This window comes from Mucilaginibacter roseus (assembly GCF_021215455.1).
Lineage (GTDB): Bacteria > Bacteroidota > Bacteroidia > Sphingobacteriales > Sphingobacteriaceae > Mucilaginibacter > Mucilaginibacter roseus.
The window spans coordinates 611125-636836 of sequence record NZ_JAJPWV010000003.1 but is presented as its reverse complement, the minus strand read 5'-3'; the positions used below and the strand labels follow the sequence as shown (position 1 = coordinate 636836).

Below are 25712 nucleotides of genomic sequence, written 5' to 3'. Positions count from 1 at the left end.
TACAAGTTAAGCTTATAATTAAATGGACAAGAATACAAGGCAACTGGCAGCGCAACTGCGCGAAACAACTACCCGATTGGTAAAAAAGCTGCGCAAGCAATCATTAACCGGCGAAAAGCTTTCGTTAACTGAGCGTTCAACCATTGCCCTGCTCGATCAGCATGGGCAGTTGCTGCCCAGCGAGTTGGCCTCCATGGAGAAGATCACGACGCAATCCATGTCGCAGATATTGAACCACCTGCTTGAGTTGGGTTACATTAACCGCGAGCCATCAAAAACGGACAAGCGTAAGGTAATCATTTCCTTATCTGACGCTGGTCGCGAAGTGCTGTATCGGGTACGTAACGAGCGGGAGGAGTGGCTGTATACCGCCATAAGTGATTTGTGCACAACTGAAGACCGCGCATCCTTGAACAATGCCTTAAGCTTGCTTAAAAAGATTATCGAACACGAATAATTATCAAATAAACAAAGAGGGGACGGAAATTAGATGAACATTAGTACTTTCAACGCGTTTAAAAGCCGCAACTACAGGCTTTTCTTTTTTGGCCAATCGTTTTCGCTGATTGGCACCTGGATGCAAAAAACTGCTGTAAGCTGGGTAGTATACGCCTTAACACATTCTGAATTTATGCTGGGTGTAACCATGTTCGCCAGCTTATTTCCCTCATTTATACTTTCTTTTTTAGGCGGCGTTGTAGCCGATAGGTATGACCGTTATAAGGTATTGCTTATTACGCAGATCGCCTCAATGATACAGGCACTGCTGCTTACCTTACTGGTTTACTTTAAACAATACGAAGTTTGGCAAATCATCTCATTAAGCGTGGTTTTGGGCGTTATCAATGCGTTTGACGTACCAGCCCGGCAGTCGCTGGTTTATGAGATGATTGACAATAAGGAACACCTGCCTAATGCTTTGGCGCTTAATTCATCCATGGTCAACCTGTCGCGGTTGATAGGGCCTGGTATTGCAGGTTTGCTGATAGAAAAGCTGGGCGAGGATGCTTGTTTTGGCCTGAATACTCTGAGCTTTATAGCGGTGATTGGTTCCTTATTAGCAATGCGATTACCTAAATACGAGGCCAAGCCGCATAATAAAGATGTTGTAGCCGATTTGAAAGAAGGCTTTACTTATATTAAAAACACACCATCTATAGGTTTTATACTACTGATGCTTTGCCTAATGAGTGTACTGGTGCTGCCTTTTGCTACGCTGATACCGGTTTACGCGCGCGATATTTTTAAGGGCACAGCATCAACTTTTGGGGTTATTGATAGCGTTATCGGATTGGGAGCTTTTGCCGGGGCCATCTTCCTGGCATCATTAAAACCAGGCAGCAATTTAAAGCTGATACTGGCCATTAATACACTGGTATTGGGTACGGGCCTTGCGCTTTTCTCGCATGAAGAAATTTACCCGGTTGCGCTGGTGTTTGCCATGATCAGCGGTTTCGGTATGATGTCTCAGGTTACCATCAGTAATACGGTTATACAAACTACGGTTAGCCCGGATATGCGTGGACGAGTGATCAGTTTTTACGCCATGGTTTTATTCGGTTTGCAGCCGATAGGCGGTTTGCTTATTGGTACGGTATCACAATATATTAACGCGCAAAACACCCTGCTTGCCGAGGGGATAGCCGCCCTGCTTATAGGCGGAATTCACTTATACTTTTTACGTAAGCAAAAGACAGATAAAAACGCGCAGCAATTGGCGCCGCCTGTTAAAATGCAGCAAGCGCTAAATACTTAAGCCGGTAAAGCGGACGCATCCTTATCCTGCTTGAATTTTTCATCATGAGTAAGCAGCACCCGTTGCAATGGCAGGCTTTCGGGGTAATTGTCTCTTAAAAAGTTGATCAGGTTTTCGCGGATGTAGCAGCGTAAATCAAACGCCTGCGATGAATTGCGCGCGCTCATTAACGCGCGAATCTCGATGGTTCGTTCCTTGGCGTCAGTAACCTGTATTACTTTAACCCGTTTATCCCAAAGGTTAGTATTATCAAGCAGCCTATCGAACTCTGCACGGATGGCATCAACAGGGGTATTGTAATCGAGATATAAAAAAACAGTGCCTAAAATTTGCGATGTGGTACGCGTCCAGTTTTGAAAGGGCTTTTCAATAAAATAGTTAATCGGTAAAATCAGCCTGCGCTGATCCCAGATGTTTAACACAACGTAAGTCAGGGTAATATCCTCTACACGGCCCCATTCGCCCTCTACAACCAGCACGTCATCAATCCTTATCGGTTGCGTAAACGCTATCTGAAATCCGGCCAAAAAATTAGCTAAAGATTTTTGGGCTGCGAAACCTATAATAATACCGCCAATGCCGACACCGGTAAGTAAACCGGCACCAATTTTACGTACGTTATCAAAGCTTAACAATACCACCGCAACGGCTATCAGTACTATAAATGTTACCAGTATTCGCCTTATAAATTGTAACTGCGTACGTATTTTGCGCTCTTTCAGGTTATCCTCTTTGTTTAAATCGTACACATGATACATGTAATCCTCAAAAACCTTGATGGAGCTAACCAGCAGTACCGCAAATGAAATAATAAGCGATATCTCCACAAAGCGGCTAAACGGTATGTAAAAACGCTTTTGCATATCCATCAATGGCAGCATCAGGTTGAGCACCAGCAACGGCACAAAGTGGTTCATGGGCCTGCCGGTATGCACAATAATGCTCCGGAAAAGCGAATAATCGTTGCGGTTTTTATAAAAGTTAAGTATCGATTTTATAATCAGCTTTATAATAAGGCCGATAATCACCGCCGTAATAGTTATCAGTATATTCCATAGCCACGACGGCATGTTATCAGACCAATTTTCTAAAACTTCTTTCATACTTTTTCCTTTAGTAGTGTATAACTCAACAACGGTTTAATTGTTAGTTACATTTTTAAATGTGGCTAAAAAAGGCTATTTTATGGCTTTTGCACGTTAAAACATACTACTTATGAGTAAAACAATCATTGTTTCAAACAGGCTGCCTGTAAAGATATATGAGGATGATGGCGGCTTTAATATTGTAACAAGCGAGGGTGGCCTGGCCACCGGGTTAGGCTCTGTTTACCGGTCGGGAGATAACGTTTGGCTGGGTTGGCCCGGCATTGAAGTAACCGACGAAGCCCAGCAGGAACAAGTGAAGCAAAAACTTGCCGAAAAGAGCCTAGTGCCGGTATTTTTGAGCGCGGATGAAATATCAGGCTATTACGAAGGTTTTTCAAATGAGATACTTTGGCCGATTTTTCACTATTACGCATCAACTTATTCAAACTACAAACAAAGCAACTGGGAATATTACAGCGCCGTAAATAAAAAGTTTATGGCCGCCGTAATGCAGATTGCCGAGCCCGGCGATACCATTTGGATACACGATTATCAACTGCTGTTACTGCCAGGCCTGATACGTGCTGAACAGCCGGACGTGTCTATAGGTTTCTTTTTGCATATTCCGTTCCCGTCTTTCGAGATGTTCCGCCTGATACCATGGCGAAATGAACTGATTGAAGGTATGCTGGGTGCCGACCTGGTGGGCTTTCACACTTTTGATGATGCCAGCCACTTTATAACCGCGGCAACCCGACTGTTGCCCTACAATTCAACATCAAACGTAATTACGGTTGATGACCGCCCGGTGGTGGTGGAATCGTTCCCGATGGGTATTGACGATGAAAAATATGCCGCATTAACCACAACTGACCGCGTAAAGCAAGAAGCAGAGCATTTAAAAGAGACGTTTAAGGATAAAAAATTGATCCTGTGTATTGACAGGCTCGACTACAGCAAAGGCATATTACAACGTTTGCAAGCCTTTGAAATGTTGCTCGAAGCGCATCCTGAGTATCGGGAGAAAGTTGTATTGCACATGATTGTGGTGCCTTCACGAGATAATGTACCGCAATACAAGGAGCTTAAGGAAAATATTGACCGTAAGGTAGGTGATATTAATGCGCGGCACCGCACCATAGAATGGAGCCCGATAAATTATTTTTACCGTGCGTTCCCGATCGAAACGCTATCAGCACTATACCATACGGCTGATATATGCCTGGTAACGCCCATGCGTGATGGCATGAACCTGGTAAGCAAAGAGTACGTTGCCAGCCGCACACAGGAAACCGGCGTATTGATATTAAGCGAAATGGCCGGGGCATCCAAAGAGTTGATTGATGCCATAATTGTAAACCCGAGCAACATTAATTCCATGGCTAAGGCTATGGTAAAAGCGCTCAGTATGCCGGTGTTTGAACAGCGCCGCCGCATGAAACTGATGCGCCAGGTAGTATCAAAATTTAACATTAAGCATTGGGTGCGCATATTTATGGAGCGCATTCGGGAGGTAAAACAGATGCAGCAATCCATGCGCTCGCGCCATATTACCGATGTTACCGAGCAGGCTATTAAAAAGATATATAGTAAAACGCAAAACCGTGTAATATTCCTGGATTATGACGGAACGCTGGTAGGCTTTAAATCAGATATTAACGCAGCCAAACCGGATGAAGAACTTTATGCCCTGCTTGACGACCTGAACGCCGACCCTGCCAATCAAATAGTACTGGTGAGTGGCCGGGGTTATGATTGCCTGGAAGAGTGGTTTGGCCATACTAAACTTACCCTGATTGCCGAACACGGCGCCTGGATGAAGAAAAACGGCGAGTGGGAAAGCATACCCGGCCTTAACGATCAATGGAAACAGGATGTATACCCGCTGCTTGAAATGTATGTTGACCGTACGCCGGGCGCTTTTATCGAAGAAAAAAACTACTCGCTGGTATGGCATTACCGCAAGGTGGAGAAAGGCTTGGGCGAACTCCGCACCAACGAGTTGATGAACAACCTGCGCTACCTGATTAATGACCGAGGCCTGCAATTGCTGCCCGGCAACAAGGTGGTTGAAATAAAAAACATGGAAATTAACAAGGGTAAAGCAACATCAGCCATGCTGCACAATAAGGACTACGACTTTATAATGGCACTTGGCGATGACCATACCGATGAGGATATTTTTAAGGCCCTGCCTGATAATTCGCTTACGGTGAAGGTGGGCAGCAATATCTCCGCCGCTCGGTTCTACCTGCGTAATCACCACGAGGTTAGGCACCTGCTGCATAGCCTGGTGCAGCCCGTAACCATAACTGCTGATAAATAACTGCGATAGAGCCTCATAACGGGGCTCTTATTTTTTTTCAAAAAATTTGCACGATAGATAATTAATCATTTACTTTGAAAATAAAAGTACTTTCCAGTGGAAGAAAAGGAATTGCATGATGAGTTGAGCTCCATACGTAGTTTAATGGAGCGATCATCGAAATTTATATCGCTAAGCGGCCTGTCAGGTGTAATGGCGGGAGTGTATGCTTTGATAGGGGCGGCACTCGCTTATTATTACATTGCGTATACTAACCAAGTTGGTTATTACCAATCTGACTCCCCTGTTGCAGGGTATTTTGCAGATGAAGCAGGGTCAGTAATCAGGCCCTTATTTATCATAGCCATGCTGGTTTTGGCCTCATCTTTATTAACAGGTGCTTATTTAACTAAACGTAAGGCAAAGCGTAAAGGGCAAAAAGCGTGGGGTAAAACCAGCAGAAATTTGCTAATCCATTTAGCGATACCGCTTGTTGCCGGCGGGTTTTTTTGTTTAATATTACTCAGCAGAGGTTTCATAGGTTTTATAGCCCCGGCCACACTAATTTTTTACGGCCTGGCCTTAGTTAGCGCAAGTAATTATACTTTTGGCGACGTAAAATACCTGGGTTTGCTGGAAATTAGCCTTGGTTTGATTGCTGCCCTGCTGCCAGGATATGGTTTATTGTTTTGGGCGATAGGTTTTGGCGTGCTGCATATTATTTACGGTAGCATAATGTATTTTAAGTATGACGGGTAATAATCCTTTCGAGAAACTTGATAAGGCTTTTGAGAACCGCGTAAGGCTGCAGATAATGAGTGTGTTGATGGCTAACGAACGTTATGACTTCAACTCGCTTAAAGAGCTGTTGGGCATTACGGACGGTAATCTGGCATCGCACCTTAAAGCTTTGGAGAAGGACGAATATATATTAGTGAACAAAACCTTTGTTGGCCGAAAGCCAAACACAAATTATGAAGCTACCAAAAAAGGAAAACAAGCATTTGAGCAACATTTAAACGCGCTTGAACAGTTGATCAGGTTGCAAAAAGGGATGTAATTTTTTTTGTGTATATACTTTGAAATAAAAAGTACTTTTAATTAAAATATCATGAACTCAGAAAATCAATCATTTATGCCGGTATGGCAAAAATTATCCAGCACTATCAAGGCAGTTATTTTGGGTGTACTTACGCTGGTGCTGCTTATCCCGTCAATCTTTGTACAAAACCTTATTGAAGAACGACAGAACCGCAACCAGCAGGTTTTGGATGAAATATCAAACCAATGGTCGGGCAGCCAACTCATTAACGGGCCGGTATTGGTTATTCCTTACCGTTCGTACGAAAAATATGTAGATACCTTTAAACAGGTGAACGTACGCGAAACCATTGGTAAGCTGTATATACTGCCTGAACACCTGAACTATAAGGCAGATACCAAATCACAAAAACTACACAAAGGCATATTTTATGCTGCCGTATATAATGCTGACGTAAATGTAAACGGCGATTTTGGAAAAATTGACCTTACCGGCATGCAGATATCGCCGGCGCAGCTATTGCCCGAGCGAGCTTACTTACTGTTTGGGCTTAGTGACACTAAGGGCTTAAAAAGCCTCCCCGAGATTAATATCAATGCTCAAAAAATAACGGCCCGCCCCGCTTTTAACGATACCCTTTTTGAAAACACTATGCAGGCCGCTTTCAATGCAACCGAATTATTAGAAAAGAGCGGAAAGTTCAATTACAACCTGCAGATAAAAGGCAGTAACGAACTTCAATTTCTACCGTTAGGAAAAGCGACTACAGCCCGTATATCCGGTAACTGGAACTCGCCGTCTTTTGATGGTTCGGTTGCTGCGGATAGTCGCAATGTTGATACCAGTGGTTTTACGGCTAGCTGGCATACCCTAAATCTGGGCCAAACCTTTCCGCAGCAATGGATAAACGTTGATAATGTATTTGCCAACAAACTAAAAGTAAGCAAGTCATCATTCGGTGTAAAAATGATTATCCCGGTTGATGATTATCAAAAAACCATGCGTACCAGTAAGTATGCTATCCTGATTATACTGTTAACTTTTGTAGCCCTATTTCTTACCGAAATTATTACCCGGACAGTCATCCACACCTTTAATTACTTGTTGGTCGGGGCGGCTATGGTAGTATTTTATATACTGCTGCTATCATTTGCCGAGCAAGTAGGCTTCAATATCTCATATGCGATAGCGGCAGTAGCTACAGTAGGGTTGATATCCTGGTTTATAGCATCATTATTAAAAAACAGGAAAGTAGCAGGTTTACTAACTTTTATACTCGCCGTGTTTTATGTGTTTGTTTTTGTCATCATCCAACTGGAAGACCTTGCCCTATTGGTTGGCAGTGTAACCTTATTTGCCATCATCGCTATACTCATGTACTTTTCGCGCAAAATAAATTGGGATAACCAGTAAACATATCTCAACCTAACCCTATCACCCCGCCCGGCGGCAATAGTCGCCGGGCTTTACAAACAACATCACTCATCCTAACTACAATATAAAAACATGCACACAAGTAACTACTGGGTAGGCCACTTTAAGGCTAATGCCACACAGCACCGTATTAACTGGGAGCAGCTCCCCTTAATAAGTCTTAAAGAAATAGATCGTATACTGCCTTCGCTACAGGCCTGGCAGCTTGGCGAAACGTCCGAAGGCAAACAACTTATAGCCGCGGCAACACGCTATGCGAGCAAAACAAATGATCCGGCGTACCTGGAAGCTATTAAACTATTTATTAAAGAAGAACAAAAGCATGACAATAACTTGGGGAGGTATCTTGATGTGCTCGATCTGCCGCGCATCAAACATAACTGGGGCGACTCGCTTTTTCGCTTCGCGAGGCACCTCAATACCAGCATGGAGATGTGGACGTTGGCGGTTATTACGGTTGAAAGCACCGCGCAAATATTTTATCAGGCATTAAGGAACGCCACCAACTGCCCGTTGCTAAAAGAGATCTGCACCGACATACTGATTGATGAGGCATACCACATCACCTTTCAAACTGAGCGGCTGGATATGATATTTGCCAACAAATCCGTATTTTTAAAAGCGTGGCGTGGGGTAGCCTATAAAATATTCTACTACGCCACCATCCTAACGGTTTGGGCGGCACACCGCAAATTATTTAACGCGGGAGGTGTAGATTTTACCGCTTATTTTAAAAAAATGCGGTATAAGTATGCCAAAACCATTAAAAGTATTACACATTCATCAGGCTTTGTACAATTAGCTTAATATAAATGTCAAGTTCACTTAAATATTCATTGAAAACAGTAGGGGCCAGTATATTACTTTCGCCTGTTGCTGCATTGTTAACAAATGGTTTAAAAGACCCATCGTCACTTGTGTTCTTATACTTTTTAATGGTGTTTTTTGGTGCTATCGCCGCCATTCCAATCTTTATCTTATTTTGGCCTGTCTGTCATTGGCTTAATACGTTCGTAAATAATAATTATATTAAAAAAAGTATACTAAGCTTGCTAACAGCGGTATTGATTGCTGCGGATTTTTATTTTATTCATTATGATCTTGGACCTGACGGGCCAGAATTCAATGATGTAGCGGCTTTTGCAGTTTGTTATATTTTGTGCTGTTGTTCAGCTATATGGTATTATAATATTAAACCATCGCTCACTGCATCGGAAGTAAAACCGGTAAGCCAACAAATTTAAATAATTGGCTTAACTTTGCAGCCTGATGAGCAGAGGTGCAAAAAAAAGTAAGTTCTTCGAGAACGTAGCTATAATTGATATTGCCGAGGAAGGCAAGGGCGTAGGCAAGGCCGATGATTTTGTGTTGTTTGTGGATAAGGCCATCCCCGGCGATGTGGTAGATGTAAACGTTTTTAAAAGTAAAAAGAATTTTGGCGAGGGCCGCATAACTGAGCTAAAAAAAGCATCCGAGCACCGTGTTCAGGCTTTTTGCAAACATTTTGGTACCTGCGGCGGCTGTAAATGGCAGCACATGACGTATGATGCCCAGCTTACCTTTAAACAAAAAGCTGTGGCCGATGCCATCACTCGCCTGGCTAAGCTGGATGCCGGCGGCATTATGCCTATTGTGGCTTCGCCTGCCGATAAATATTACCGTAACAAACTGGAATTCACTTTTTCCAATAAGCGCTGGCTGTATGATGGCGAAAACCGTGAAGACCAGCAACTGGATATGAACGCCCTGGGTTTCCACATCCCCGGCCGTTTTGATAAAATACTGGATGTGGAACATTGCTACCTGCAAGCTGAACCATCCAACTCGCTGCGTAACAGCATTCGCGAATTTGTGAAGCAGCATGGCTACAGCTTTTATGACCTGAAACAGCACACCGGCGCGCTGCGCAACCTGATTGTGCGCACCTCATCAACCGGCGAGGTAATGGTGGTGGTAGTTTTTGCCTATGCTACCGATGAGGAAGTGCAAAAACTGATGGGTTTTATTGAGGCCGAGTTTCCGCAGATCACCTCGTTACTATACATCATCAACCATAAAAAAAACGATACCATTTTTGACCAAGAGGTAGTAGCCTTTAAAGGCCCTGAATATATATACGAGGAGATGCCATCGCCAAATGGGGTAATCAAATTCCGCATCGGGCCAAAATCATTCTACCAAACCAACTCCATACAGGCATTAAAGCTGTACGAAATAACTCGTGATTTTGCCGGATTTAAGGGCGATGAACTGGTGTATGACTTATATACCGGTGCCGGCACCATTGCCAACTTTGTGGCAGGCCATGTGCGCGAAGTAGTGGGTGTTGAGTATGTACCATCGGCCATTGAGGATGCCAAGATCAACTCGCAGATCAATAACATCAGCAACACCAAATTTTACGCCGGCGATATGAAGGATGTGCTTTCGGCTGAGTTTGTGGCCGAGCATGGCAAGCCTGAAGTTATTATTACCGATCCTCCGCGCGCGGGTATGCACCCGGATGTGGTAGCCCGCCTGATGGAAATTGAAGCCCCCAAAATTGTTTACGTAAGCTGCAACGCCGCCACACAAGCCCGTGACCTGGTAGTACTTAAAGAAAAGTACGACCTGGTAAAAATTCAACCGGTTGATATGTTTCCGCATACACAACACGTAGAGAATGTAGTGCTGTTGGTGTTGAGATCAGAGATTGTTGGTGAGAGATTAGAGACCGGTAATTAGTAGTATTAGAGTTTAGAAATTAGTATTTAGATTTAAAAGAGAGATGAACCCCGAAGATCTGTTGAACGAGGGCGCTGACGATAAGAAGAAGCAAAGTCCGCTGGTTAGCCTTGAGGTCGACCTGAAATTCTTTAGCGAATCCATACGTGAGGTAGCTGTGGAAATAATGGTTGAAGGCCTTTCAGCCTACCCCATATTTATCGCCCATCAGCACGATGTAAGCATTGGCGAGTTGATACTTGACCACAATGAGTTGAATTCGGAATGGACCATCAATGCGTCGACCCTTGAGGAATTTATTGAAAAGGGTGTTATCAAAAAAGAATTAAAACAGCGCTTTATTGACAGCTATAAAAACCCGCACGATTTTATGTGCGTTTTTGCTATAGTGCCTGAGGGTGCTAATTTTGTTTTCTTTCCGTATAGTAAGGAGTAAAGCTTATATATTAGCTCCGTAAATCAATAAAAGCTGCCGCCATGCCCGAAAAAAAATTGCTCATATTAAACAGCCAGCAAATACAGCAGAAGATAGACAGGATTGCCTATCAAGTATTGGAAGACAATTTTGATGAGGAAGAAATCATGATAGCGGGCATATTGCCCCGCGGCAATGTTATAGCAGAACGCATAAAAGCTATACTGGATGAAAAGGCGCCATTTAAAAGCCGCCTGTTAACCATTGATATTGACAAGCAAAGCACCACCTTACAGGCCAAAACTGATTTTGATATAGAGGAGTGCCGCGATAAGGTGATCATTATTGTTGATGATGTACTTAACAGCGGTAAAACCCTGGCTTATGGGTTGGGTGTGTTTTTAAACGTGCCTTTAAAGAAAATACGCAGCGTAATTTTAATTGACCGTAACCATAAAAGCTTCCCGGTGACTACTGATTTTTCGGGCATCGCGCTATCAACTGTAATAAAAGAGCACGTAGATGTGCGATTAAATGAAACAAATGAGGCCGATGCTGTGTATTTAATATAGTTTTTGATTTGCTTTGTGACCAATTTTCCCACTTGGGGAAAATGCACCCCGCTCGATGGGGTAAAAAATACACGTTAAAACATCATTTTTCGCGAATTAAACTTAATTATAAGTTGAAATAAGTTCACGTTCGGCCTTGGCATCACTTTTGGATATGTATTAATACCCTTCTCAGAGGGTTTGTTTTTCATAGGTAGATGTAAGGCCGAGATACTGCGAGAGTGTTATCGGCCTTTTTTATTTTACCTGGCGGCGAGTGCCTGTTTAGCAAACCGCAATAGCTCGCTCGGCTCAATAAATCCAACCGTATGCAGCACACGTTTGCCTTTTGAATTAAAGATAAGCAAAGTAGGGTAACCCTCAAGCGCCCACTGCGAACCCAGTTCAGGCCCCTGCCCTTTTTCCATATCCATGGCAACGTTAACAAAGTTTTTGTTGAAGAAGTCGGCTACTTCTTTATCCTTAAAAGTAGTGCGTTTAAGCATTTTACAAGGCCCGCACCAAACTGCGTAAGCATCTACAAAAATGTATTTATCCTGCTTGGCTGCTTGCTTTAAGGCTTCGCCCCATGAGTTCTCTATGAAGTTAATTCCGGGAGCATCATCAACGGCTCGTTTGCCCTGGGCATTGCTTGCCAGGCCTACGCAGCATAGCAGCAACATAAGTAAGTTATATCGTAAGGTAGCAATCATGGTATAAAAGTAAGGACAATTACTTTACGCAATTGTCCTTACCATCTAATATTAAGATAACGATTTTGTTATAATCAGTTACGGCCCGGGCGGCCACCGCCTCTGCTGCTGCGTTGTTCATCACGCTGTTGCTGGCGTTGCTCTTGTTGTTGCTGCCTTTGCTGATCGCGCTGCTGGCGCATTTGCTCCTGCTGTTGCTGGCGTTGCTGATCGGCTTGTTGACGTGCTTGCTCTTGTTGTTGCTGGCGTTGCTGATCCGCCTGTTGGCGGCGTTGCTCTTCCTGCTGTTGCCTTTGCTGATCGCGCTGCTGGCGCATTTGCTCCTGCTGTTGCTGGCGTTGCTGGTCAGCCTGTTGGCGGCGCTGCTCTTCCTGCTGTTGCCTTTGCTGATCACGTTGCTGGCGCATTTGCTCCTGCTGTTGCTGGCGTTGTTGATCGGCCTGTTGGTCGCGTTGCTGACGTTGCGCTTCACGCTGCTGGCGCATTTGCTCCTGTTGTTGTTGACGTGACTGATCGGCCTGTTGGTCGCGTTGCTGACGTTGCGCTTCACGCTGCTGGCGCATTTGCTCCTGTTGTTGTTGACGTGACTGATCTGCCTGCTGGTCGCGTTGCTGACGTTGTGCGTCACGCTGCTGGCGCATTTGCTCTTGCTGTTGCTGGCGAGATTGATCCGCCTGCTGATCGCGTTGTTGGCGTTGCACATCACGCTGGCTGCGGTCGCTGCTGCGTACATCGCCATCGCGCTGTGGCCTTTGTCCGCGGTTATTGTTATCGTCGTTACTTTCGCGGCCACCTAACTGTTGGTCGCGGCGGTTTACATTACCCATTACAGCATCGCCACTATTGTTGTTATCGTTCGCACGATTACGTATTTGTTCGTTACGGCGTGATGCACGGCTTTCGGGCCTGTTCTCATTAACCCTTACCACATTATTGTCGGGCTTTTCGCTGCGGGCAACCCTTGCCAGGCGGTCGGCATTACCACGGCTGATACCTGCTGAACGGTCGGCAATGCGCTGATTCGGGTTTTCACGCTGATAAGCGGCACCATCAATAACCCTTGCAGGCCTTGCATTATCAGCCCTGCGAACGTTGGGACGATAGATATTTACACTATTATCACGTATACCGGTACGTTCAGGGCGGCCGCTATTGTTGATATTATATATCCTTACCGGCCTGCCTGTAATACGCTCAACATCATTAGCTCTCGGGCCACTGTAATACCTCCGGTTATTATATACATAGGTATTGTTTATATAAGTGGTACGGTTAATTATAGTTACCCTGCGGTTATAAGGCACATAATAATTGTATATGTTTGGGCTGGTAATGTAAGCCTGGGGCGCGCATACCCAATAGTTATCCGGAATGTTATAGTTGCCGAATGATACGTTAATGTTTATACCCGGTGAAAGCGGAGCCCAGCCATAATAACCACCACCCTGGCGCCATGCCACCCATGCAGGTGCCCATTCGTAGCCTGGTATCCACACCCAGCCGTAGTAATTATCAAAACGCCAGCGGCCATAGTGGAAAGGTGCCCAGCCCCATTCATAGTCAGACACCCAGGTATTACCGTATGATGTCATTGCCCAGTGGCCCCGGGTAGCATAAGGCTGAAAACCCTCATCAACATCGGGCACCCAAACGTTACCATAGTCAGGGTCATCAACCCAGGTACCATAAGGTTCAAGGCCATCGTAAAACTCTTGGTCGGTAACATAACCCTGAGCGTAGCTTTTATTTGGTGAGGCAAATGCCATAATCAGCATCATGATACCTAAGCCCCATATTTTGTTAAACATCTTCATAACTATATAATTGATAAACGGCTAACGCCTTTGTACTGTTATTGACGAGGCAAACCTGAAAACGTTTAAACCGTTATTATTAATTATAAACATACCTGTGTAATAAACGGGCTAAGTGTAATTTTGTAACTTTAATAAACACAAACAATAAGCATCCACGCTATGAGTACAGTAAATATACCCAGGCTTGACCTGAATAATTATACAAACGGCTCCGCCGAGCAACGCCAGCAATTTTCGCAGGATATTGGCCGCGCCTTTAATGAAACCGGCTTTGTTACCATAACTAACCACGGCCTGAGCAAGCAGCTTATTGAGCGTTTGTACGAACAGGTTAAAGCCCTGTTTGCTATGCCCGACGAGATAAAAGCCAAATACGAGATACCCGGCCTGGCCGGACAGCGCGGTTATACCGGTAAGCAAAAAGAAACTGCCAAAGGTTTTACCAAGCCCGACCTGAAGGAGTTTTGGCAGATAGGCCAAACCGTTGAAGACAACGACCCGGTAAAAGATATTTACCCGGCTAATGTACAGGTTGAAGAGTTGCCGGAGTTTAACGCCGTTACCCTGGAGATTTATAAAAAACTCGAGGCTATTGGCAAGCAATTGCTGCGGGCTATTTCGGTTTACCTTAACCTGCCCGAAAATTATTTTGACGATAAGGTACATAACGGCAACAGCATACTGCGTACGCTGCACTACTTCCCCATTGCTGACCCGGATGCCATATCTGACGATGACGTACGCGCAGGAGCGCATGAAGATATAAATCTGATTACCCTATTAATTGGCGCCAGTGCCGACGGGCTGGAAGTGCTTACCCGCGAGGGCAGCTGGTACCCGGTAAAAGCGCACGGCGAAGACCTGGTGGTAAACGTGGGCGACATGCTGCAAAGGCTAACCAACAACAAACTCAAATCAACCACACACCGGGTGGTTAACCCGCCGCGCGAACTGATGAAGACCTCAAGGTTTTCGGTGCCCTTCTTTTTGCACCCAAAATCAGATATGGATTTAACCAGTCTGGAATCATGTATTGATGCCGAGCATCCTAAATTATATACTGATATCACCGCAGGCGAATATTTGGATGAGCGGTTAAGGGAGATTGGGTTGAAGAAGTAATTATTCCATCCACGTAGGATGCACTGAAGAAAACACCCACGTGTTACCACTCTTTTTGAAAATAGCTTCGGCACCACCGCCTTTGGTTGATCTGAATTCTACTATGGCGGTGGTGCTTTTTTCGTTTAAATATACACCCACAAAATTTGGATAGGTAACTGGGGTTACGTTAAAACCCCATGATGAACTATGTGATAAAGCTACAGCAAGAGATAAAAAGTGCTGTCGCTTTACACGTTCGTTAATTATGTATTTAATATTTTCTTTGGTTATTCCCTTAGGTAAGTTTATCAATAAGAAATCATCAAACATTTTCTTGTCTTCTGCATGGAGATAAATAACTTTTTTATTACTTGAAGGGATGACAGTTCTAAAATTTTTGATAACTCCTTTACTTTCCCCCTTTTTGCTTACATATCTTGTATTAGTGTCTTGCTTTATGGAGTATATGCTAATGGTGTCAGGTAAAAATAAGTAATCTGTGTTTTTGTATGACTTTTGAAAGTATTCATATTCGTCCATCTTAACTAAGTTTTCTTTAGTATAAAAAGCGCTTATCACCTCATTTATTACGCTTTTCTGCTTTGTTTTTGAGCTATCGGGTAGCAAATTGTTCTGATACCACTTTTCAAGAAATTGATCTAATAAAAGTCGCGATTGCTGATGATAGGCTTTATGCAGAAGTGATGTATCAGGTTGTGCCTTTGCTGATAATGTGGCAAGGATGAGTGCTAACAATAGCGTGCGAAACATGGGTTTTCAGGTTTTAGTTTTTGCAATGGTGTTTTAAAGATAGGTTTTATACGACATGTTTTAAACGGCTCTTTTACTATCTTCGCCGTTATTTTAAAGCAAACCAACGGGACGAATGATATTCCTGACCTTTTTTATCGGGCTGATAGCCAATTTTATCGGTTACATTCCGCCCGGTAACATTAACCTTACCTTAGTACAAATCACCATTAACCGTGGCATGAGGCATGCCTTTCAGTTTATCACAGCATTTTCGGTGGTTGAGTTCTTTTTCACCTTCGTAATTATGCATGGCGCTAAGTGGCTTTCGGAGCAGGCGCATCTGGATACGGTGATTGACTGGGTAATGGTAGTGCTTTTTGGTACGCTCGGCATTTATACCTGGATAGGGCGCAACAATCCGCCTAAAACAAAATACTCCAATCATGCCAGCATCAGGTACGGCATTATGCTTGGTTTTTTAAACCCCATGCAGATTCCTTTCTGGATGGTTACCGGCACCTATGTTATCACGCATGAGTGGATACTGGACGGAAACTTCGCACTGGTCATTTTCAGTATCGGCTCTGCATTGGGGTCGTTTTTGTGCCTGTACCTGTACGCAAAATTTGCGCAATACATTCAAAGCAAGTTCGCCTTAAGTACAAGGGTAATTAACAGCAGCATTGCCTGGCTGTTCTTCGCTTTCGCGGCTTACCATATTTGTAAGCAATTGTATATCATCTTTATTAAATAACCATCTTTTTACAAACGCAATTGTATTAGGTAACTATTTGTTGCCGTTATTAGTATCATGAAAACCGCGTACACTAACCTGCTTAAAGGTATCTTCATAATACTGATAGCTTTTACCGGCTATAACACGCAAGCGCAAACGGCAATAACCCGCTCGTCACTTACTTACGAGGTAAAAAATCTGGGAATAAACACAACGGGTAAATTTACCGGCGTAAAAGCTGACATTAAATTTAACCCTGCCCAGCCGGGCAGCAGCAGCATTGAGGCAGTTGTCGACGTTAATACCGTAAACTCCGATAACGAAACGCGCGAGGAGCATCTTAAAGGCGCCAAGTTTTTTGATGCCGCTAAATACCCCACTATCAACATTAAATCAACCTCCATACAAAAAAAGGGCAGCGGTTACCTGGGTAAGTTCAACCTCACCATAAAAGGTACCACCAAGCCGGTTGAAATACCTTTTACTTACACGGCAGGTGGCGACAAAACACAATACAAAGGCAGCTTTAAAATAAACCGTAAGGATTATAATGTAGGCGGCAGCAGCATGACGTTAAGTGACGAGGTAACCATCAATATTGATATTGAAACCGCTAAATAAGTAGTTTACAGGTTACTAAAAACCGTAACTTTAAGGCATGAAATTACGTGTTTTGGTTTTTATAAACGCCTTTGCGGTGGCGGTTACCTTATCAATTGCCAACTATTACTTTCAGCAAAGCCTGCACGCTGTTTTGGTAACCTTTTCGGCTACTTTTATTATTAGCTACATTATTTTCTACTATCTGATAGAAAAGTACATATACTCCAAAATCAAGCTTATTTATAAACAGATACACAACCTAAAACTTGGCCGCGACCTGCGCGACGCCCTTGGCGAGCATGTATCTGCCGACCCGATAAGCGATGTTCAGCAGGAAGTGAAAGAATGGGCTAACCAAAAGAAAGGCGAGATTGAAGTATTACGCGCGCAGGAAAAATTCAGACGTGAGTTTTTGTCGAATATATCGCACGAATTTAAAACACCGCTGTTTGCCATTCAGGGTTATATTGACGCCATTGAGGATGATGATTTCGAGGACAAGGATATGGCCCGCGAGTTTCTGCAAAAGGCGGCGCGCAATGTGGAGCGTTTGAGTTTTTTGATTAAGGACCTTGACGAAATATCAAAGCTGGAAACGGGACAAATTGCTATCAATTACAGTAAGTTCAAGATAAACGATTTGATTAAAGAAGTGCTTGAAAACCTGGAACTAAAAGCCAAGAAGCATCACATCAAATTGGTTTTTAAGGAGAAGTATGATGAATCGATCATGGTAAACGCGGATAAGCAAAAAATAACGCAGGTGCTTACCAATCTAATTGACAACTCGCTCAAGTACGGCAAAGTAGGTGGTACTACCGGCATCAGTTTATTTGAATTGCACGACCAGGTTTTGGTTGAAATAACCGATGATGGTATCGGCATCGAAGAGAAATATTTGCCTCGCCTATTTGAACGCTTCTTTCGTACGGATAGCAGCCGTTCAAGGCAAATTGGTGGCTCGGGATTAGGGCTGGCCATTGTTAAACACATTGTGGAAGCGCACGATCAAACCATTAACGTGCGCAGTACCGAGGGCTTAGGGTCTACTTTTGGGTTCACATTGCAAAAAGCAAAACAGCAAATAAATATAGCCGGTATACCTGTGTTGAAAAGTTAACATTAACTTAACATACGTGGGTTACCTTTGCACCATTAAAAAGCAACAATGTCATTAAACAGTATCTTCCAGTACTTTGTCCCAAAGGATAAGAAAGTATTTTTCCCTTTATTTGAGCAAGCATCAAGCAACGTGGTTGCTATGGCTACCGTTTTGGTTGAGGCAGTTAACTCGGCTAATGCCAACACCCGCGAAGAGCTGTTCAAGCAAATTGACAAACTTGAGAACAAAGGCGATGAAATTACCCACCAGATTTACCTGGAACTGGGCAAAAACTTTATTACGCCGTTTGACCGTGAGGATATCCACTCCCTGGCAACCGCTATTGATGATGTTGCCGATTATATACAGGGCGCTGCTAACCGCATGATGTTATATAACGTTGATAACGTTAACGAGCCGATAAAAAAATTATCAGAACTTATTTTGCAAGCCAGCATTGACCTGGAAAAGGCAGTTAAAGAACTACGCGACCTTAAAAACGTGCGCAACATTGCCGACTCTTGCATCCGCATAAACAGTGTTGAAAACCAGGCTGATTACGTATTTGACCGTGCCGTTGCCGACTTGTTTTTGTACGAAAAGGATGCGATAAACCTGATTAAGTACAAAGAGATATACGCTGCACTTGAAACCGCGACGGATATGTGCGAGGATGCGGCCAATGTAATGGAATCAATCTTAGTTAAGAACGCGTAAGCAATATATTTTTATTCCACAGATACATGGTTACCACCCTGCTTGTAGTTGTAATTTGCCTGGCAATTATATTCGATTTTATAAATGGTTTTCATGATGCCGCAAACTCTATTGCTACCATTGTATCAACCAAGGTATTAACGCCGTTTCAGGCAGTGCTTTGGGCGGCCTTGTTCAACTTTTTGGCTTTTATTGCGGTTAGGTACTTTGGCTTTCATGGCGGTAACTTTGAGGTAGCCAATACTGTTGCTAAAACCGTGCTCGAGGAGTTTATTACCATGAAGGTGGTATTAGCAGGTTTAGTTGCCGCTATTACCTGGAACCTGATCACCTGGTGGTTTGGTATCCCTTCAAGCTCGTCGCACACGCTGATTGGCGGTTTTGCCGGCGCGGGCATGACGAACGCCGCTTTTTTAGGCGTAAACGCTTTTAAGGCAGTTAATACATCCGTCGTGCTTAAAACCGTTGCGTATATATTTTTAGCGCCATTTATCGGTTTATTTATAGCCTACGTAATTACCATCATCATTTTATATATCTGTAAAAATGCGCGCCCTGCTACTGCCGAGCGTTGGTTTAAAAGCGGGCAGCTGATATCGTCAGCCGCGTTAAGCTTTGCACACGGCGGTAATGATGCGCAAAAGGTAATGGGTATTATCTACGTAGCCCTGTTTTCATCTCAGGTAATACAAAACGGCGATCCGATGCCAACCTGGATACCGGTAGCCTGTTACAGTGCCATAGCCTTAGGTACGCTTTCAGGTGGTTGGAAGATTGTAAAAACCATGGGTAGCAAAATTACCAAGGTTACCCCGCTTGAGGGTGTAAGTGCCGAAACTGCAGGTGCCGTAACCTTATTTATTACCGAGAACCTGGGCATACCGGTATCAACCACGCATACTATCACCGGTTCTATTATTGGTGTAGGTTTAACTAAACGTGTTTCAGCTGTACGCTGGGGCGTAACACTTAACCTGGTTTGGGCCTGGATCATCACCATCCCTATTTCAGCGCTTATAGCTGCTATAGTATTCACCGTGGTAAAATATATTTAATAAACCTTTTGCTTCCAGACAGGTTTAATCAGGTATGAAAAAGGTATTACTTATCATTCCTGCCCTTATAGGCATGTCTATCATATCCGGCTGCGACACCCTGAATCAGGTTGCGCAAACCGCCGGCCAGCAAATTGGCAATCCGTCGGCTTTTGAGATAGCATCGGCACTAAAGCAGGCGTTAGAACAGGGTACCACCAAAAGTTCAAACGAGTTATCAGCACAAAACGGTTTTTTTGGTAATGCGCTTATCAAACTGGCGTTCCCGCCCGAAGCTCAAAAGGCTGAAAAAACACTGCGTTCAATCGGCTTAAATTCGCTTTGCGACAACGTGATACTCTCATTGAACCGCGCCGCTGAAGACGCTGCAAAAGAAGCAAAGCCTATTTTCATCAATTCCATTAAACAGCTTACTTTGCAGGATGCCACCAATATATTGTTTGGTGATAAGGATGCCGCTACGCAATATTTTAAACGCACTACCATTAACCAACTGGCAGCGAAATTTAAACCAGTTATTCAAAACAGTTTAAATAAAGTAGGCGCCACACGTTATTATGGCGATGCAGTTACAGCGTACAATAAAGTTCCGCTGGTTACCAAGCTTAACCCCGACTTGAGCGACTATGTTACCCAAAAAGCGATTGAAGGCTTGTTTGTGGAGATAGCTAAAGAAGAACTGAACATCCGCCAAAACCTATCGGCACGCTCAACTACGTTGATGCAGCGGGTATTTGGTTATGCTGATAGTAAAAGAGCAAAAGGTTAAGCTGTTCGATTATTTGGATGCCTGAACATAATAAAGGCAAACAGCAAAGCCATCACCACATAAATACCGGCCAGTATAACTAAGCCGGCAGGTAGTTGCTGATTGCGTAATGCTGTTTTAGCCAACATAGCCCCGCCGATAAAAAAGTGGGCGAAGTTGGCCATTACTAAAGGCTTGTTATAAATGCCGCCGATGATTGCCCCTTTTGCCATCCAGTTAAGTACGGCAAAGGCAAAATAAGTTGCGCCTAATAATTGTGAGATAATCCTTAATATTTCTGTCGGCTCAGCAACAAAAGTTATGATGATATCATCTGCCGCGAATGTTAAGGCGATACCCATAACCGCTAAAAAAGCTGCGCATATGGTCATGATCAGTTTAGAATTCATCAGAGGGAAAAATATTTAGCCCGCAAACATACATTTATTTGCACATCAGCGGGCTAAACATTTCGCTATAATCCCTTTTCAATCGCTTTGTAAACCACATCCTGAATACGCGGACGAATACGCAGGCTGGACAATTTTTCGGTAACCTTTGGATGTACCCGGTTTGAAAGGAAGATGTAAACCAGGTTATATTTCGGATCAACCCAAACGCAGGTGCCGGTATAACCGGTATGTCCATAGGTTTGATCGGATGCCAGTTCGGATGGATAGTGACGGGTCAGGATCGGGTCCCAACGGTCAAAACCCAAGCCCCGGCGACTAACCGCTGATTGTTTTGCAGTGAATTGCTCTACCGTTTCGGGTTTAAAATATTGTACGCCACCGTAAGTGCCCTTGTTCAACATCATTTGGAACAATATGGCCAGGTCATTAGCATCAGCAAACAATCCCGCATGGCCTGATACGCCGCCTGCCAAAGCCGCACCCTGATCGTGCACATAACCCTCAAGCAAGGTGTGCCTGAAATAGGTATCATCCTCAGTTGGTATTATACGGTCGACACCAAAACGGTTGCGCGGCAAAAAGCCCGCAGTTTGCATACCCAGCTTATTATAAAACTCGGTTTGTACATATCTATTCAACGGTTCAGCGGTTATGGATTCCACAATTTCCTTCATAAAGTACATACTCAAATCGCTGTACTCATATTGCCCGCGCGTGCGCAAACCAGTTTTAAGCATACGGGGCAGCATATAGTCGGAGTAAAACCCTTTACGCACAAAATAACCGTCGGCTACCTTGGTATTATATACAGCAGATGAATCGCTGCTGTGATCTGCCGGTTTTATATCGTTATGAAACGGAATGTAGGGCACCAAACCAGCCTGGTGCAACATCAGTTCGCGCACGCGGATATTATTTTTATTTGTGGCACGAGCTATCGGCAAGTAGTCGCCCATGGTAGAGTCAAGGCTTAGCTTGCCCTGTTCCGTCAGGCGCATCACTTCCATAGTGGTAGCAGCAATTTTAGTTACGGATGCAAGGTCGAAAATATCGGTGATCTTATCCGGCTCATCAGCGCTGTAAGTATGATAGCCGTAAGCTTTGTTAAAAATCACCTTGCCATCCTTGGCCACCAATACCACACACCCCGGCGTAGCCTGCTGGCGCATAGCTTCTGCGGCAATATTATCAATTTCGGTCAGGTTGGCTGAGTTTATACCCGCCGCCTCCGGAATAGTGTACTGCAACCGTGTTTTAAGTGTAGCAAAGCCGCTATTAGCTACATATTTAGGAGAAAAAGTTTGCGGCAGTTTTTGCGATAACGGCACGCCGCCAAATATGGCCTGGGCAACATAACTTGCCGATACGGGCGTAGCCTTTCCGCTCCAGATAATGGGATTTTGCTCAGCATTTAATTTAGCCAGCGCGTTGCCGTTGCCAAACAATGCAATAACCACCTTTTTCAGCTTGCGGTTAAGCGCAATAAAACTCATTACCTGCGGATTGTTCAGGTCAATATCGGTAAGCTGAATAACGAGGGTATTATAAAACTTGAGATCCTGTGCCAGATCGTTAACAGTTTTTTGGCCAAGATAGCCTGCACCATTAAATGAGCGCACTTCGGCATACTTGTTCAGCAGGCTATCAAATTGTGCAGCATAAGTATTTGAGAAATTTACACTGGCAATTTTTATGCTATCCAGATTTTTTAGGGGCACCGACTGGCTTTCGTTATTCAGCAACACGGTGTTTTGTTCGGTTTGCTTTTCTTCGCTCAGGTAGGTTACGGCACTCATGGGCGGGTTTTGCGCGCAGGCCGAATTGAACATTACAAACAAGGCTAACATAAAGGGCATGGCACCCCACTGGTTTTTTCTCATATACAATAAGTAACGGTATTTTATGTTACCTGATATTTACAGGCGCATGTTTTATTACAATCCACAAACCGTAAAGTTATGCCGTCAATTGATTAATTTTACACCCTGAATTTAATTTTTCTATCTCATGCCCGATATCATACAGCTTTTACCCGATTCCGTTGCTAACCAGATTGCCGCAGGCGAGGTGGTGCAGCGCCCGGCATCGGCAGTAAAGGAGCTGATAGAGAATGCCATTGATGCCGGGGCCGATAAAATACAGCTTATTTTAAAGGATGCAGGCAAATCACTCATCCAGGTTATCGACAACGGCTGCGGCATGAGCATGACCGATGTGCGCATGTGTTTTGAGCGCCATGCCACCTCCAAAATCCGCAAGGCTGATGATCTATTTGCGATACGCACCATGGGTTTCAGAGGCGAGGCCATGGCATCTATAGCGGCCATTGCGCAGGTGGAACTAAAAAGCCGTCGGCATGAGGATGAACTGGGTACCTGCATCACCATCGAAGGGTCTGAAGTGATCAGCCAGGAGCCCTGCGCTACAGCTACCGGTACATCTATCTCTGTAAAAAACCTGTTTTATAATACACCCGCCCGCCGTAACTTTTTAAAAAGTAACCCGGTGGAGATGCGCCATATTATCGACGAATTTCAACGCGTAGCGCTGGCTAACCCCCAGGTGTTTTTAACGCTGCATCATGATGGGCAGGAGGTTTATCATTTACCGGCATCCGGCTTAAAACAACGCATTGTACACTTATTGGGTAATAACTACAACCAGCGTTTGGTACCGGTTGAGGAAGATACCACCATTATAAAGCTGCACGGCTTTGTAGGCAAGCCGGAGTTTGCGCGTAGAACACGTGGCGAGCAGTTCTTTTTTGTAAATAACCGCTTTATCCGGGATGCGTATCTGAACCATGCGGTGCTGACTGCCTTTGAGGAGCTTTTACCCGAGGATAGCTTTCCGTTGTACGTGCTGTTTATTGATATTGACCCGGCTAAGATCGATATTAACGTACATCCTACTAAAACAGAAATCAAGTATCAGGATGAAAAAGCTATTTACGCCATTATCCGTTCAGCTGTAAAAAGGGCCTTAGGTAAATATAACATTACGCCTACTATTGACTTTGACCAGGAGAACAGCATCGGCCACCTGATAACTGAAAAGCCACTGAGCGAAATAGTACCGCCAACTATTACGGTAAACCCTGATTTTAACCCATTTGCTGTAGAAGCTAAACAGCCAGCACGCGAGGAACACCCTTTTTTGCGCGACAGCAACTTAAACCGGAGCAATGGAAGCGGCGGCGGCTATCGCCAGGCGCCTGTACCGCAAAACTGGGATACGCTTTATCAGATCAGCAAACGTGAGCAGGCCGTACAGCAGGACCTGCATACAGAGCAGTTGATCACAGTTAACGAGCAGGATGTGAACAAGGCCAGCGAACGCCAGTTGTTCCAGGTGCATAACAGGTTTATATTGTCGCAAATAAAGTCGGGCTTTATGCTGATTAATCAGCAGGCGGCGCATGAGCGGGTTTTATACGAGCGCTTTTTGCAACAGCTGGAAAGCCACTCGGGCACCAGCCAGCAAAGCCTTTTCCCGCAGTCGGTCACACTAAACAGCAGCGATTTTGAGTTATTAAGAGAACTGCTGCCCGATATAAAATCCCTTGGATTTGATATACGCGAGTTTGGCAAAAACACGGTGGTGGTTGAGGGCATACCTGCCGACCTGAACAATGCCAGCGAGCACGAACTGCTGGAGCACTTGCTTGAAGGTTTTAAAAACAACCAGGCAGTTTTAAAGTTAAATAAACGCGATAACCTTGCCCGTTCGCTGGCGCGTAACGCGGCCATAAAAGCAGGCACCAAGCTATCGCTCGAGGAGATGAACCTGTTGATTGATCAGCTTTTTGCCTGCCAGATGCCTAACGTGGCCCTGAACGGAAAACCGGTAATCAGCACCTTTACCATGAATGAAATTTTAGAGCGATTTGAAAAGTAACAACTTTTTATAATGGCTATATTTAAATAAAAAGCTTAACATGCAATTTAACCTTACCCCGGCGGTAAAAAACCTGCTCATTATTAATGTAATCTTCTTTATAGCAACCATAAGCCTAAAACAATTAGGTTTGGTTGAGCATCTGTCTGCATTTTATTTCGACTCGCCTTTTTTTAAATTTTGGCAACCTTTAACGTACTTGTTCATGCATGGGTCATTTGAGCATTTGTTGTTCAACATGATAGCTGTTTTCATGTTCGGAACCGTGATTGAGCAAACCTTAGGCATCAAACGCTTTATAGAGTATTATTTTATTACAGGCTTAGGAGCACTTGCGTTACATATGTTTGTACAAGGGCTGGAAGTTTACTCTGTACTCGGATCGTTCACTGCAAATACAGTTAACGCCGGTAATGTTAATGATGTAGCTGGACTTATAAAAGTAAGAGATATTTATAGCACCCCAGTATTAGGCGCCTCGGGAGCAGTGTTTGGTATATTGCTCGCGTTTGGATATCTGTTTCCCAATGCCGAAGTATTTATTTTTTTTATTCCGATTCCCGTTAAAGCAAAATATGTAGTTACGGGTTATATGCTTATAGAGCTCGTTCTTGGTGTGCGTAATTCTCCGGGCGATTCAGTTGCGCATTTCGCACATATAGGCGGTGCGCTGTTCGGATTTATACTGCTGAAAATATGGGGGTACCGCAGCTCAAGAAATTTCTATTAAAACACACAG

26 protein-coding genes are annotated in these 25712 nt (G+C 44.1%); 20 read left to right on the top strand and 6 right to left on the bottom strand.

The window, feature by feature from the left end:
• Nucleotides 1-22: 22 nt before the first annotated feature.
• Nucleotides 23-457, top strand: coding sequence for a MarR family winged helix-turn-helix transcriptional regulator (locus LT679_RS12010; RefSeq protein ID WP_232177836.1), 435 nt, complete (start codon nt 23-25; stop codon nt 455-457).
• A 33-nt stretch (nt 458-490) separates the two neighbouring features.
• Complete coding sequence (locus tag LT679_RS12005) at nt 491-1756, top strand: MFS transporter (RefSeq protein ID WP_232177835.1); 1266 nt, start codon at nt 491-493, stop codon at nt 1754-1756.
• On the opposite strand, the gene LT679_RS12000 is transcribed toward LT679_RS12005, so the two are convergent.
• Complete coding sequence (locus LT679_RS12000) at nt 1753-2859, bottom strand: mechanosensitive ion channel family protein (RefSeq protein ID WP_232177834.1); 1107 nt, start codon at nt 2857-2859, stop codon at nt 1753-1755. The genes LT679_RS12005 and LT679_RS12000 overlap by 4 nt on opposite strands.
• A 112-nt stretch (nt 2860-2971) precedes the next feature.
• Here LT679_RS12000 and LT679_RS11995 point away from each other — a divergent pair, with 112 nt between their 5' ends.
• The 9 genes from LT679_RS11995 to LT679_RS11955 all read left to right on the top strand — a co-directional run bounded on the left by LT679_RS11995 (nt 2972) and on the right by LT679_RS11955 (nt 11336).
• Nucleotides 2972-5170: a bifunctional alpha,alpha-trehalose-phosphate synthase (UDP-forming)/trehalose-phosphatase gene (locus tag LT679_RS11995; protein WP_232177833.1), complete on the top strand. Its 2199-nt coding sequence runs from the start codon at nt 2972-2974 to the stop codon at nt 5168-5170.
• Nucleotides 5171-5266: 96 nt separating this feature from the next.
• On the top strand, nt 5267-5908 hold the full coding sequence (locus tag LT679_RS11990) for a hypothetical protein (RefSeq protein ID WP_232177832.1): 642 nt from the start codon (nt 5267-5269) through the stop codon (nt 5906-5908).
• On the top strand, nt 5898-6209 hold the full coding sequence (locus LT679_RS11985; protein WP_232177831.1) for a winged helix-turn-helix domain-containing protein: 312 nt from the start codon (nt 5898-5900) through the stop codon (nt 6207-6209). Before LT679_RS11990 ends, LT679_RS11985 begins: the two co-directional genes overlap by 11 nt.
• A gap of 51 nt (nt 6210-6260) precedes the next feature.
• Nucleotides 6261-7604 (top strand): cell envelope integrity protein CreD, encoded by a 1344-nt coding sequence (gene creD / locus LT679_RS11980; RefSeq protein ID WP_232177830.1) that lies wholly within the window; start codon nt 6261-6263, stop codon nt 7602-7604.
• A gap of 93 nt (nt 7605-7697) precedes the next feature.
• Nucleotides 7698-8432 carry a ferritin-like domain-containing protein gene (locus LT679_RS11975; RefSeq protein WP_232177829.1) on the top strand — a complete coding sequence of 245 codons (735 nt, stop codon included), beginning with the start codon at nt 7698-7700 and terminating at the stop codon, nt 8430-8432.
• Nucleotides 8433-8437: 5 nt separating this feature from the next.
• On the top strand, nt 8438-8869 hold the full coding sequence (locus tag LT679_RS11970) for a hypothetical protein (protein ID WP_232177828.1): 432 nt from the start codon (nt 8438-8440) through the stop codon (nt 8867-8869).
• A 25-nt stretch (nt 8870-8894) separates the two neighbouring features.
• A complete protein-coding gene (gene rlmD, locus LT679_RS11965) occupies nt 8895-10349 on the top strand; it encodes a 23S rRNA (uracil(1939)-C(5))-methyltransferase RlmD (protein ID WP_232177827.1) in 1455 nt (484 codons plus the stop codon).
• Nucleotides 10350-10392: 43 nt separating this feature from the next.
• On the top strand, nt 10393-10785 hold the full coding sequence (locus tag LT679_RS11960; protein ID WP_232177826.1) for a hypothetical protein: 393 nt from the start codon (nt 10393-10395) through the stop codon (nt 10783-10785).
• 41 nt (nt 10786-10826) lie between these two features.
• Nucleotides 10827-11336, top strand: coding sequence for a phosphoribosyltransferase family protein (locus tag LT679_RS11955; protein ID WP_232177825.1), 510 nt, complete (start codon nt 10827-10829; stop codon nt 11334-11336).
• A 242-nt stretch (nt 11337-11578) separates the two neighbouring features.
• Here LT679_RS11955 and LT679_RS11950 read toward each other — a convergent pair whose 3' ends face one another.
• Together LT679_RS11950 and LT679_RS11945 are read right to left on the bottom strand one after the other, a co-directional pair.
• Nucleotides 11579-12028 carry a thioredoxin family protein gene (locus LT679_RS11950; RefSeq protein WP_232177824.1) on the bottom strand — a complete coding sequence of 150 codons (450 nt, stop codon included), beginning with the start codon at nt 12026-12028 and terminating at the stop codon, nt 11579-11581.
• 74 nt (nt 12029-12102) lie between these two features.
• Nucleotides 12103-13842 (bottom strand): DUF6600 domain-containing protein, encoded by a 1740-nt coding sequence (locus LT679_RS11945; protein ID WP_232177823.1) that lies wholly within the window; start codon nt 13840-13842, stop codon nt 12103-12105.
• 162 nt (nt 13843-14004) lie between these two features.
• Between LT679_RS11945 and LT679_RS11940 the strand changes: the two genes are divergently transcribed.
• Nucleotides 14005-14967, top strand: coding sequence for an isopenicillin N synthase family dioxygenase (locus tag LT679_RS11940; RefSeq protein WP_232177822.1), 963 nt, complete (start codon nt 14005-14007; stop codon nt 14965-14967).
• Here LT679_RS11940 and LT679_RS11935 read toward each other — a convergent pair whose 3' ends face one another.
• The gene (locus LT679_RS11935) at nt 14968-15720 is read right to left on the bottom strand and encodes a hypothetical protein (RefSeq protein ID WP_232177821.1); all 753 of its coding nucleotides are present in this window, start codon (nt 15718-15720) and stop codon (nt 14968-14970) included. It lies immediately after the preceding gene.
• A gap of 115 nt (nt 15721-15835) precedes the next feature.
• On the opposite strand from LT679_RS11935, the gene LT679_RS11930 reads away from it, so the two are divergent.
• The 6 genes from LT679_RS11930 to LT679_RS11905 are packed head-to-tail and all read left to right on the top strand — an operon-like array spanning nt 15836 to nt 20684.
• Nucleotides 15836-16456, top strand: coding sequence for a LysE family translocator (locus LT679_RS11930; protein ID WP_232177820.1), 621 nt, complete (start codon nt 15836-15838; stop codon nt 16454-16456).
• A 57-nt stretch (nt 16457-16513) separates the two neighbouring features.
• Nucleotides 16514-17059, top strand: a complete 546-nt coding sequence (locus LT679_RS11925) for a YceI family protein (protein WP_232177819.1) — start codon at nt 16514-16516, stop codon at nt 17057-17059.
• 37 nt (nt 17060-17096) lie between these two features.
• Nucleotides 17097-18161 carry a sensor histidine kinase gene (locus LT679_RS11920; RefSeq protein WP_232177818.1) on the top strand — a complete coding sequence of 355 codons (1065 nt, stop codon included), beginning with the start codon at nt 17097-17099 and terminating at the stop codon, nt 18159-18161.
• 48 nt (nt 18162-18209) lie between these two features.
• Entirely contained in the window at nt 18210-18860 is a 651-nt protein-coding gene (locus tag LT679_RS11915) for a DUF47 domain-containing protein (RefSeq protein WP_232177817.1), read from the top strand.
• Between the two features lie 26 nt (nt 18861-18886).
• Entirely contained in the window at nt 18887-19915 is a 1029-nt protein-coding gene (locus LT679_RS11910; protein ID WP_232177816.1) for an inorganic phosphate transporter, read from the top strand.
• A gap of 34 nt (nt 19916-19949) precedes the next feature.
• Nucleotides 19950-20684 carry a DUF4197 domain-containing protein gene (locus tag LT679_RS11905; protein WP_232177815.1) on the top strand — a complete coding sequence of 245 codons (735 nt, stop codon included), beginning with the start codon at nt 19950-19952 and terminating at the stop codon, nt 20682-20684.
• Here the strand turns inward: LT679_RS11905 and LT679_RS11900 are convergent.
• Both LT679_RS11900 and LT679_RS11895 read right to left on the bottom strand, forming a co-directional pair.
• Complete coding sequence (locus tag LT679_RS11900; RefSeq protein ID WP_232177814.1) at nt 20681-21073, bottom strand: hypothetical protein; 393 nt, start codon at nt 21071-21073, stop codon at nt 20681-20683. The genes LT679_RS11905 and LT679_RS11900 overlap by 4 nt on opposite strands.
• Nucleotides 21074-21138: 65 nt before the next feature.
• Entirely contained in the window at nt 21139-22956 is a 1818-nt protein-coding gene (locus LT679_RS11895; protein WP_232177813.1) for a serine hydrolase domain-containing protein, read from the bottom strand.
• A gap of 127 nt (nt 22957-23083) precedes the next feature.
• Between LT679_RS11895 and mutL the strand changes: the two genes are divergently transcribed.
• Complete coding sequence (gene mutL / locus LT679_RS11890) at nt 23084-24973, top strand: DNA mismatch repair endonuclease MutL (protein ID WP_232177812.1); 1890 nt, start codon at nt 23084-23086, stop codon at nt 24971-24973.
• A gap of 40 nt (nt 24974-25013) precedes the next feature.
• Nucleotides 25014-25703 carry a rhomboid family intramembrane serine protease gene (locus LT679_RS11885; protein WP_232177811.1) on the top strand — a complete coding sequence of 230 codons (690 nt, stop codon included), beginning with the start codon at nt 25014-25016 and terminating at the stop codon, nt 25701-25703.
• Nucleotides 25704-25712: the final 9 nt, after the last annotated feature.

Coding starts and splice junctions, on each gene's coding strand:
- LT679_RS12010 (WP_232177836.1), top strand. CDS start 23: ATGGACAAGAATACAAGGCAACTGGCAGCGCAACTGCGCGAAACAACT.
- LT679_RS12005 (WP_232177835.1), top strand. CDS start 491: ATGAACATTAGTACTTTCAACGCGTTTAAAAGCCGCAACTACAGGCTT.
- LT679_RS12000 (WP_232177834.1), bottom strand. CDS start 2,859: ATGAAAGAAGTTTTAGAAAATTGGTCTGATAACATGCCGTCGTGGCTA.
- LT679_RS11995 (WP_232177833.1), top strand. CDS start 2,972: ATGAGTAAAACAATCATTGTTTCAAACAGGCTGCCTGTAAAGATATAT.
- LT679_RS11985 (WP_232177831.1), top strand. CDS start 5,898: ATGACGGGTAATAATCCTTTCGAGAAACTTGATAAGGCTTTTGAGAAC.
- creD (WP_232177830.1), top strand. CDS start 6,261: ATGAACTCAGAAAATCAATCATTTATGCCGGTATGGCAAAAATTATCC.
- LT679_RS11975 (WP_232177829.1), top strand. CDS start 7,698: ATGCACACAAGTAACTACTGGGTAGGCCACTTTAAGGCTAATGCCACA.
- LT679_RS11970 (WP_232177828.1), top strand. CDS start 8,438: ATGTCAAGTTCACTTAAATATTCATTGAAAACAGTAGGGGCCAGTATA.
- rlmD (WP_232177827.1), top strand. CDS start 8,895: ATGAGCAGAGGTGCAAAAAAAAGTAAGTTCTTCGAGAACGTAGCTATA.
- LT679_RS11960 (WP_232177826.1), top strand. CDS start 10,393: ATGAACCCCGAAGATCTGTTGAACGAGGGCGCTGACGATAAGAAGAAG.
- LT679_RS11955 (WP_232177825.1), top strand. CDS start 10,827: ATGCCCGAAAAAAAATTGCTCATATTAAACAGCCAGCAAATACAGCAG.
- LT679_RS11950 (WP_232177824.1), bottom strand. CDS start 12,028: ATGATTGCTACCTTACGATATAACTTACTTATGTTGCTGCTATGCTGC.
- LT679_RS11945 (WP_232177823.1), bottom strand. CDS start 13,842: ATGAAGATGTTTAACAAAATATGGGGCTTAGGTATCATGATGCTGATT.
- LT679_RS11940 (WP_232177822.1), top strand. CDS start 14,005: ATGAGTACAGTAAATATACCCAGGCTTGACCTGAATAATTATACAAAC.
- LT679_RS11935 (WP_232177821.1), bottom strand. CDS start 15,720: ATGTTTCGCACGCTATTGTTAGCACTCATCCTTGCCACATTATCAGCA.
- LT679_RS11930 (WP_232177820.1), top strand. CDS start 15,836: ATGATATTCCTGACCTTTTTTATCGGGCTGATAGCCAATTTTATCGGT.
- LT679_RS11925 (WP_232177819.1), top strand. CDS start 16,514: ATGAAAACCGCGTACACTAACCTGCTTAAAGGTATCTTCATAATACTG.
- LT679_RS11920 (WP_232177818.1), top strand. CDS start 17,097: ATGAAATTACGTGTTTTGGTTTTTATAAACGCCTTTGCGGTGGCGGTT.
- LT679_RS11915 (WP_232177817.1), top strand. CDS start 18,210: ATGTCATTAAACAGTATCTTCCAGTACTTTGTCCCAAAGGATAAGAAA.
- LT679_RS11910 (WP_232177816.1), top strand. CDS start 18,887: ATGGTTACCACCCTGCTTGTAGTTGTAATTTGCCTGGCAATTATATTC.
- LT679_RS11905 (WP_232177815.1), top strand. CDS start 19,950: ATGAAAAAGGTATTACTTATCATTCCTGCCCTTATAGGCATGTCTATC.
- LT679_RS11900 (WP_232177814.1), bottom strand. CDS start 21,073: ATGAATTCTAAACTGATCATGACCATATGCGCAGCTTTTTTAGCGGTT.
- LT679_RS11895 (WP_232177813.1), bottom strand. CDS start 22,956: ATGAGAAAAAACCAGTGGGGTGCCATGCCCTTTATGTTAGCCTTGTTT.
- mutL (WP_232177812.1), top strand. CDS start 23,084: ATGCCCGATATCATACAGCTTTTACCCGATTCCGTTGCTAACCAGATT.
- LT679_RS11885 (WP_232177811.1), top strand. CDS start 25,014: ATGCAATTTAACCTTACCCCGGCGGTAAAAAACCTGCTCATTATTAAT.